Here is a 993-nt window from a genome sequence, read left to right on the forward strand (position 1 = left end):
AGAAAATGCGCCAATAGGCCCTGATCGTTAGGGCTTTCGCCTGGGTCTTGCGTCCCAGCGTTGGGTGTACCAGGCTTCGCGGATCAGGCGCCGCAGGACGATGATGCTGTTGGCGAAGCTGATCATCGCATCAATGACTCTGGCTTTGCGTTCGGTGCAGATCAACAGTTTCTTGAAGCCGCGGGTGTGCCAGGCGTTGGTCCGTTCGACGACCCAGCGGGCCCCGGCTTGCAGCGGCTCGCCGCTGGTGCTGATCACCCATTCGCACCCGAGCTCGGTGAGCAGGGTGCGGGTCTTTGCGCTGTCGTAGCCGGCGTCCAGGTGCACGGTGATCTGTGGTGGCAGGTGGAATCCGAAGCGGGAGAGTTTTTCCAGGGTGGGGCGCAGTAGCGGGGAGTCGAGTCGGTTGGCTGGTGCTGCCACGCAGCCCAGCGGGATGCCTTTGCCGTCGGTGAGGACGGAGCGTTTGGTGCCGAGTTTGCCGCGGTCCACCGGGGATTTTCCGGCCATCTCGCCACCGCACGGGGCTTTGACGATGCATCCGTCCACGGTGAGGTTCTCCAGTTCCAGGCCGACGATCCGGTCGTAGGATTCGAGGCAGATCTGCTCCAAGACAGTGAAGATCCCGGCATCGATCCAGGCGTCGCGCCGTCGCCGAATAGTGGTGGCTGAGCAGCCGGTGTCACTGATCTTCTCATAGGAGGCACCCAGGACGAGGACCTGGACGAGTTTGTCGAAGACCACGCGATCTGTGATCCGTGGTCGGTGGCAGCCCAGCGGGTGGTGGTCTACAACGGGCGGGATCAGTGCCTCGAATTGGCACCAGAGTGGTTCGATGAGGAATGATGGAAGGGCAGGCACGATTCTCCTGGCTAAACGTTTTCTTGGTCGAAAACATGTTTAACAGGAGTCGTGCCTGCTTTCTTGATTAATGACGTCGGTTGTCCGCTTAATGACGCTGAGGTGCGGATTGTTGGTGCTGTGAGGGAAGCC

Annotated in this window: 1 protein-coding gene; it reads right to left on the reverse strand. The window is 60.7% G+C overall.

The features are described from left to right. Positions 1-27: 27 nt before the first annotated feature. Complete coding sequence (locus DQ353_RS21120; protein ID WP_181578553.1) at positions 28-861, reverse strand: IS5 family transposase; 834 nt, start codon at positions 859-861, stop codon at positions 28-30. Between the last annotated feature and the right edge of the window lie 132 nt (positions 862-993).

The organism is Arthrobacter sp. AQ5-05 (genome assembly GCF_003287975.1).
In the GTDB taxonomy this organism is placed as follows: domain Bacteria; phylum Actinomycetota; class Actinomycetes; order Actinomycetales; family Micrococcaceae; genus Paeniglutamicibacter.